The organism is Candidatus Magnetobacterium casense, assembly GCF_019173545.1.
In the GTDB taxonomy this organism is placed as follows: domain Bacteria; phylum Nitrospirota; class Thermodesulfovibrionia; order Thermodesulfovibrionales; family Magnetobacteriaceae; genus Magnetobacterium; species Magnetobacterium cryptolimnobacter.
Window position 1 is genome coordinate 1 of sequence record NZ_JABXWD010000169.1, and the last position, 7,404, is coordinate 7,404.

A 7,404-nucleotide genomic window follows, 5' to 3' on the forward strand; every position below is an offset into this window, starting at 1 on the left:
CCACAATCAACCGTGGTTGTCAGGATTTAAGCCACTTTTATCCCTTCATAATATGGCATTGTTACTATGCTTGAGCAACATGACCACGCTTGAATGGAGTGCTACCTGAAGTAACTGGTGAGATAGTATTTGATGAACAAGTGTTCTACGAAGAGTTATTTGAGAACGTGGTTGATGGTCGAAGAATAGCTAATATAGATATACTTAAAGAGAGATATCCGGTCCATAGTTTTGGAGATTGGATTAAGTTTATTTCCACCAAAGAGTTTGAAGATAAACGATTTGAAAAGCATAAATTATTTTTCTTTGACATGGCGAAGAGAAGCAAATATCTGAAAACCATCCCTAAGATAACATATGACGGCAAGCCGCTGGAAAAATTGTCTGTCGGACAACGCGGGACTGTCTATCTACGCTTGAAGCTTGCCACTGATGCCTTCTCAAAGCCTATCGTATTTGATCAACCTGAGGACGATTTGGATAATGAATTCATCATGGGCGAACTGATCGCTATATTTAAGAAGCTCAAAAAATATAGACAAATCGTTATCGTCACCCATAATGCTAACCTCGTGGTTAATGCCGATGCCGAACAGGTTATAGTTGCCAAGAATGTCGATGAGATATTGAGTTATGAATCGGGTGCATTGGAGAATCCAGATATAATTAAAAGTGTCTGCAAGGTTCTTGAAGGTGGAAAAGCAGCCTTTGAGAGAAGAAAGGATAAATATAGCTCCGTATCTACCTCGCAGCCATTGGCGATGCCACCGCTAAATGTTATCGGCACGATGTAAGGTAGTGCTGAAATGGTATAGGAGATGACAGTAAAGCTCAACGGCATTGCCTGGTTGGTCAGACGTTGAAGGAGTGTTGAGAGGCGTTTTAGCTTATCAGGCACCGTTTGAGACCTTCTTTATGAACCTCTCAGCAGCCTTTAACGTATCTTTGACTACCTGCACATCATAGAGCAAACCTTGATAATAGCCCACTATGTGGAGTAGATCATACAGGTTATTGAACTCTCTAAGGAGCTTACCGTTTTTTACCGACAGGTGTTCCTGCAAGGCTATCCTATAGGTTTCCACTTTTCTGGGCAGTTGTTTTGGGGTTAAGCCTTTCTTTATCAATGCATCGTTGATGGCCTCTAATACGGCAAGATAGGCGGTTGCACATGCCTCTCTGACCGGTTTTTTGTCCAGATATATATTGTTTTCGATTTGCGTGTTTCTTAGTGTTTCTCTGGCATTTTCAAGATACCTGATGGCCTCGCCTTCTTTTCTGTCATGCCTCTTGCTCAAAGCAACCTCCTGATATTATTGTAACAGCCTTAACCTCTGCCGTACAAACCTTACCCGCAGTTCTGAGCGATCTTGTGGATAGCGCTAACGACACTGAGCATATGTTCGATCGTGTGTAGTTCGAGCATGTTGGGGCCATCACAGAGGGCATTGTCTGGTTGTGGGTGTACCTCCATGAAGAGGCCGTCTACGCCAACAGCCGCCGCCGCCCTTGCCATCACGGGTGCGAACTGTCGTTGTCCGCCGGATGCGGTGCCAAGTCCGCCGGGCAACTGGACGCTGTGGGTGACATCCAGGAGCACCGGATAACCAAAGGCACGCATAATTGGGATTGCCCTGAAGTCCACGACCAGGTTGTTGTATCCAAACGTCGTTCCCCGCTCCGTGATAAAGATGCTTGTGTTGCCTGTGGAGGTGAACTTGTCGATAATATTTTTTACGTCCCATGGCGCCAGAAACTGTCCCTTCTTTATATTGACGACCTTGCCGGTGTTTGCGGCGGCCAGGATCAGGTCTGTTTGCCTGCACAGAAAGGCCGGCAGCTGCAACACGTCAACGGCCTCAGCGGCTAACAGCGCCTCCTGGGGAGAATGCACGTCGGTTATCACGGGCAGCCCAAAGGTCGAACGCACCTCCGACAGCAGTGCCAGGCCATTTTCCACCCCAATGCCCCTGTAACCGTTTATAGATGTCCGATTGGCCTTGTCGTATGAGCTTTTAAAGATAATCGGGATATCCAGTCTCAGGGAGATATCTCTGAGAGCACGGGCAGTTTCCAGAACTACCTCTCTGCTTTCAATTACACATGGCCCTGCGATGACAAACAGGGACTTCCTGTCAAAAAAACGTTCCATCATAGGCACTCCGGGAAAAAAGTTTCAGGCACCATTTGAGACCTTCTTTATAAACCTCTCCGTGGCCTTCATTGCATCTTTGACTACCTGCGCATCATAGAGCAAGCATTGATAGTAGCCTGCTATGTGAAGTAAATCATACAGACTATTGAATTCTTTCAGTAGCTTACCATTTTTGACTGACAGGTGCTCTTGCAAGGCTATTCTATACGTCTCCACCTTTTTAGGCAATTGTTTTGTGGCCAACCCCTTTTTTATCAGTGCATCATTGATGGCCTCTAATACGGCAAGGTAGGCGGTACCACAGGCCTCTCTTACCGGCTTTTTGTCAATGTAGTGATTGCCTTCAATCCGGGTGTTTTTCAGTATCTCCCTGGCATTTTCGAGATATCTAATGGCCTCACCTTCTTTTATTATATGTTTCTTTGGCATAAAACGATCTCTTGATATTATTATAGCTGCTTTAGGTTTTGCTATGCAAGGGGGGGTGAATATAATGGGTGAATCGTCCGGTATAGAAAAAAAGTGAAGGGCTGCCTAGGCAGCCCCCACCATATGTTTAGATAAACGTTTTGTTGTTTATCTTAGAAGTTGAACTGGATTCCGTTTCTGATGGCATAAGCATCGTCGCGCTCGGTTGCAAACTCAGCTACGGGTACTACACGTGTCTGGACGACATTGTCGTATGCCTTACCTACGAACATATAGCCACCCTCTACGAAGTACTGGAGGTTCTTTGCGATCTTGTATGTGATCTTGGTATCTAATTCCCAGCCGAGGTCTTTTGATGCCGGGACGATAGGAAGGCCAGGGCCTGACACTGCATTGAGGGCAACTTTCTTTGCTGCCTGCAACCAGTACAGTGCGAGCTCGGCTTCGAGGGACTTTGTAAATTCGGCCTTTGCTGCGCCCTTGATGTAGACGGTATTGGCAAGACCTGTACTTATAGCACCTGCCGCTGACTTTAACTTGTACTCATACACGTATGTATAGTGCTGGTCATTTCCAAGGGAGGTGATAAAGGTCTTGAAGTCGTTGTTTTTGTCATCTGCAGATTTACCGCTACCGTATGCGCCCTCTAAGGTAAGCGTCAGGGGGATATTTCCGGCGATTTTATAGTCTACACCCAACAGACCTGCCCAACCTTTGATGGTAGCGTCTTCAATCCTGCTGTCATCAGAATTTTCGAGTTTTCCTGCCTGTGCCTCAATATCGCCTCTGACTTTTACCGGGCCATTTGTGTAGTCACCACGCAGACCGAAGTTCCATACATGGGCATACTGATATGCAGATACCAAAGCGGCAAATGCCTGATCGTTTACATATGCTACGTCAGCACTGGCGTTTACGCCTCCGTCACCCTTATACTTTACCTCTACTACATAGGCATCGCCGTCATCGGGATGATTGGTCTCTCTTTCGCTGAATTTCAGTGCTTTTACTTCTATGTGGATGTACTTGTTTGGATCAACGATAACCCTTATGCCGTCATCACCATACCTTGTGTGGTCAAAGAATAGCTTGTTTCCGAGGAACCATAGCTGGTGACCAACCTTTAAGCCATACATACCCTTTGTGTAGTGTATCCATGCCTGACGGATATGTATGTCACCTTTCTTTGTGTTACCGTTGGAATAGATACCTCTGGCTCCTGAGTCTGCGGATGTAGCGTTACCCCATATCCAGGTGTCTGTCTTGTCGGTCCCTGAGTCAAGCTCTATAAAGCCTTGTACATCGTTACCTATTCTGGCGTCAACACTGAGCCTTATACGACCATCGTAGTAGGCGTTGTGGTCATCACTACCATTTTTGAATCCTGGAGGAGCCGGTGTTGTCACCAATCTCCTGCTTTCGTCATCAAGCTGATCGCCAAGGTTACTTGAGAACTCTCCCCTGAACCTAATCTCACCTGCGAGCGTTATCTTCGTCTCTCCGCCTGCCACAACTGCCGTTGAAGCCTCTTGGGCCATAACCGATGATGCGGCAAAAACGAACATCAACAGCATCATTAATAGTGTTAACTTCTTCAACTTAATCCTCCATATATCTCTCAGAATCTTTTCTGCCAAAGGCAGCATTTTTTTACAATTTCTTAAATCTTGTGATCGTCTCTCTTCACTTATCGATAGTCTGTTATGGGTCTGTTGCTGCCTGACCCTCATAACCCAACCCGTTGCCGTTATCATGGGGCTAACACCACATTTACGTCGCTGTTAGCTGTATCACCTCCTTCTTGTCCCTGATCTATTCAGTATAATGTTATTTATGTCCTGTTGCTGTTTAAATCCTAATCAACTGCTTTTAAGCAAATTATATACCATGCACTAATAGCCACAAAAGGCAAGGATTTTTTCTGTATTTTTCGGCAAACGTTGTTGTAGTTTTACAACACACTGTGCGCGAGCGACACACTGGATTTGCCGTGCATCAGGGGATAATTGGCCGTAACTTTTTTTGCCTTCCCATGCCACGGAGGTATCTGTGCCTATAGATAGCTAATTTCGATTGTATGCAATACAAAAAAAGAAGGGAGGGCTCTGCCCTCCCTCAGACCCACCCGCAAGGGGACCAGTCCCCTTGACCCCATAAAAATGCCACGTATGCGGAGGTCAGAGCAGACCAGTGTCCGTTAGTTCAGAAGCGGTACTTCACACCAGCCAACACGTCGCTTGCCATGCGGTGGTTGCCGTATATGGCGGACATGTCTTCATCGGGCCAGAACGCAGCGCCAGCCACATAGACAGTGAAGTGCTTGTTTATGTCATAGCTGATATCGGCATTCCATTCAAGGCCAATGTTTTTGCCAAGCGGCCCAACGACAGCCTCAAGCACTTCGGTCTCATTCCACCAGAAGTAGGTGAGGTTGGTATCGATGGTGAGTTGCTTGATGGGATTAACGATAAGCCCAAGGTTTATGGTGGTGCCACCTGGGTTTACAAAGTTTGAACTGGCATCCCTGTCTCGCAGTGATGTGTATGGGCTGTGGTCCCTCACGACGGTGAGACCGCCAGGTAGACTTATCCGGTCGTTGATGACGATGCCGTGGGCACCCCAGACGTCCACGCGCTCTGAGATAGCGTCAAAGCCGTGTGCCTTGTCATCGAGGGGATTGTCGTCGCCGGAGACGTATAAGAATCCCAGATGCGGTGTAAACATTCCAAGCGGCAGGGCAAGGTCAAAATAACCCGCAAAGGCCGATACCTTCTGATCCTGAAGCGGTATCTTGCCCAACAACACTACGTCCCTCTGCATACCAAAGGCACCGTACAGGCCCGTAAGGAGCTTGAACGGTCCCACGTCTCCATAGGTGGTCACCCCAGGGTAGACAACGTCCACCTTTTCGTACTTACCCGCACGGCCAAACTTATGGTCTCCCTCACGGTCATGGTTAAAGCTCAAGGAGGGCTTTACGGTCTGTGAGGCGAGGGTGAACTGCATGTGGGCAATGACTATCTGCTGGTCACGCAGATCAGAAGGGCTGTTGTAACCCGAAAGGAGGTCGTTTTCGACCCTCTGAGCGGCGTAGAGGCTCCAGTCAATACCACTGGAGAGTTTGCCGTAGACCCTCACGCCGAGGTCCGTATCCTTGTAGACGGAACCAATGAGGTCGGATGTATACTCCTGCACACCGGCTCGCACCACAAGTGAATCAGTGGCGTTGACCTCAGCCCAGAGCTCCTCTATTGTGGCGAATCCCTTGACATCTCTGGATATGCGTCTGTACATGCCATTACTCATGGCATCATTGCCGGGGTCTGCCATGCCGTAAAAGGCCAGCGACAGGCGGGTCTTCCACTTGTCCGGACTGAATACCTCACCGTGTACCTGGGCATCACCCTCAACGAATCCATCCAGGCCACGTTGTCCCTGATCCTTGTCGAGTTTGTCATTGAAGTAGTATCTGTGTTTGTTTTCGGCATGCACGTCAATATAGCCATCGACGAGGTAGTACAGATCGGATGCAATCTTTTTGGCTCCGGTCTTTGGAACCACGGCAAGTCTGTTGTAGAGATGCGAGGACATCGACACAACATTTACGTCCTTAAGCAGTTCCGGGGCCTTGGACCTCATCCGCTCAATGACGTGTTCCCACTCCTTTTCCGTCCATGCCGCGGCCTGCTTGATGATCCTGTCATCGGTGTGGCAGGTAAGGCAGCGGTTTTTCACCAGTATCTGCCGGACGTCTTCCGGGAGCTTCTTCACAGAGTCAGGCTCGCCCGTGTCAACCGGCTTGAGGGTATCGTGTCTGGCATAGAGCCACTCCACAACGGCGGTCATCTCCTGTGGCGTAAGAAGCCCCTTTACCTGTGTCTGCATGCGTGATATTATGTGGAGCCAGTCCTCAAGGGTGGCCTTGGGGGCGTAAACGATTCTGTTAATATTGTGGCAGGTGGTGCAGCGGGTTTCAACAATCGCTTTGGCGTCTATGGGTGCAGACATTTCCGCTTTTGCAGTGCCCTTTGGGGACATGCCCTTGGGGGGAATACCGATATCTACGGCGGCGTCTACAATCAGGTCCGGGTTGTAGCGCACAAACTCCATTTGTTGAGTCTTTGTGCTCAACGCCCCCTTGACTAAAGCTTCGCCGGTTTTGTACTTTTGTATCAGAGCAGCTTTCGACGGGGCAGGGCTGCCAGAGTCACGGTGGCAGGTCTTGCAGCGGTCCCAGCCGTCGGCCCTGGCATCCGTACACCAGAGTAGCAGCATGAATATGCCCAGAAGCACAGCCATGTTTTTCATAAATTACCTCCTGATTTATACCTGGCTGTTTTCTGCGGTCACAGCCTTGGTTTGAGAGTTTTTGTTTGTAAGGCGTCCATAAAATAGAAACCTGTGAAATATCTGTGGTGTGAAGCGATTCTCTGCTACATCACCTCCTTTGTTATTTTACGTCTGTTTTGTATCCGATTGGCAGATCGGCAGTGTGTGACTTTAGTCACCAATATGCACGTAAAGCAATATTTGTACCACCTAACAGTGATTTATGTACTGCTGCTAAATGTCTGTAAAATCCAACAGCCCTACATCCACACCTGAATCAATATTGCAACTCAGTGTGCATATGAGACACACCAGGGGGATAAGCAGCCACAATCGTAATAGTTCAGCCATACAATTGAAATATTGTGTATAATCAACCCAATGTCAACAAGGTAAGAAGGGGTCAAGGGGGCTGGCCCCCTTGCAGGGGGTTCTGAAGGGGGGCGGAGCCGCCCCTTTCTTTCCTTCTTCTTAGGGGGGTGAACTATTAC

5 protein-coding genes and 1 pseudogene are annotated in these 7,404 nt (G+C 48.2%); 1 reads left to right on the plus strand and 5 read right to left on the minus strand.

Annotated features, from left to right (window positions below; all coding sequences use genetic code 11):
• Nucleotides 1-299: 299 nt before the first annotated feature.
• Nucleotides 300-794 (plus strand): annotated as a pseudogene (locus tag HWQ67_RS10025) (hypothetical protein); the annotation flags it as partial.
• Between the two features lie 96 nt (nucleotides 795-890).
• On the opposite strand, the gene HWQ67_RS10030 reads toward HWQ67_RS10025, so the two are convergent.
• The 5 genes from HWQ67_RS10030 to HWQ67_RS10050 form a co-directional block, all read right to left on the minus strand.
• Nucleotides 891-1,298, minus strand: coding sequence for a DUF5618 family protein (locus HWQ67_RS10030; RefSeq protein ID WP_218252553.1), 408 nt, complete (start codon nucleotides 1,296-1,298; stop codon nucleotides 891-893).
• A gap of 50 nt (nucleotides 1,299-1,348) precedes the next feature.
• Nucleotides 1,349-2,155 carry a 3-deoxy-8-phosphooctulonate synthase gene (gene kdsA / locus HWQ67_RS10035; RefSeq protein ID WP_218252554.1) on the minus strand — a complete coding sequence of 269 codons (807 nt, stop codon included), beginning with the start codon at nucleotides 2,153-2,155 and terminating at the stop codon, nucleotides 1,349-1,351.
• 21 nt (nucleotides 2,156-2,176) lie between these two features.
• Nucleotides 2,177-2,584, minus strand: coding sequence for a DUF5618 family protein (locus tag HWQ67_RS10040; protein ID WP_218252555.1), 408 nt, complete (start codon nucleotides 2,582-2,584; stop codon nucleotides 2,177-2,179).
• Between the two features lie 152 nt (nucleotides 2,585-2,736).
• Nucleotides 2,737-4,182 carry an alginate export family protein gene (locus HWQ67_RS10045; protein ID WP_218252556.1) on the minus strand — a complete coding sequence of 482 codons (1,446 nt, stop codon included), beginning with the start codon at nucleotides 4,180-4,182 and terminating at the stop codon, nucleotides 2,737-2,739.
• Nucleotides 4,183-4,786: 604 nt separating this feature from the next.
• Nucleotides 4,787-6,892, minus strand: coding sequence for a hypothetical protein (locus HWQ67_RS10050; RefSeq protein ID WP_218252557.1), 2,106 nt, complete (start codon nucleotides 6,890-6,892; stop codon nucleotides 4,787-4,789).
• Nucleotides 6,893-7,404 lie beyond the last annotated feature (512 nt).

Excerpts from the sequence above, each read along its gene's own strand:
- kdsA (WP_218252554.1), bottom strand. The coding sequence starts at position 2,155 with ATGATGGAACGTTTTTTTGACAGGAAGTCCCTGTTTGTCATCGCAGGG.
- HWQ67_RS10040 (WP_218252555.1), bottom strand. The coding sequence starts at position 2,584 with ATGCCAAAGAAACATATAATAAAAGAAGGTGAGGCCATTAGATATCTC.
- HWQ67_RS10050 (WP_218252557.1), bottom strand. The coding sequence starts at position 6,892 with ATGAAAAACATGGCTGTGCTTCTGGGCATATTCATGCTGCTACTCTGG.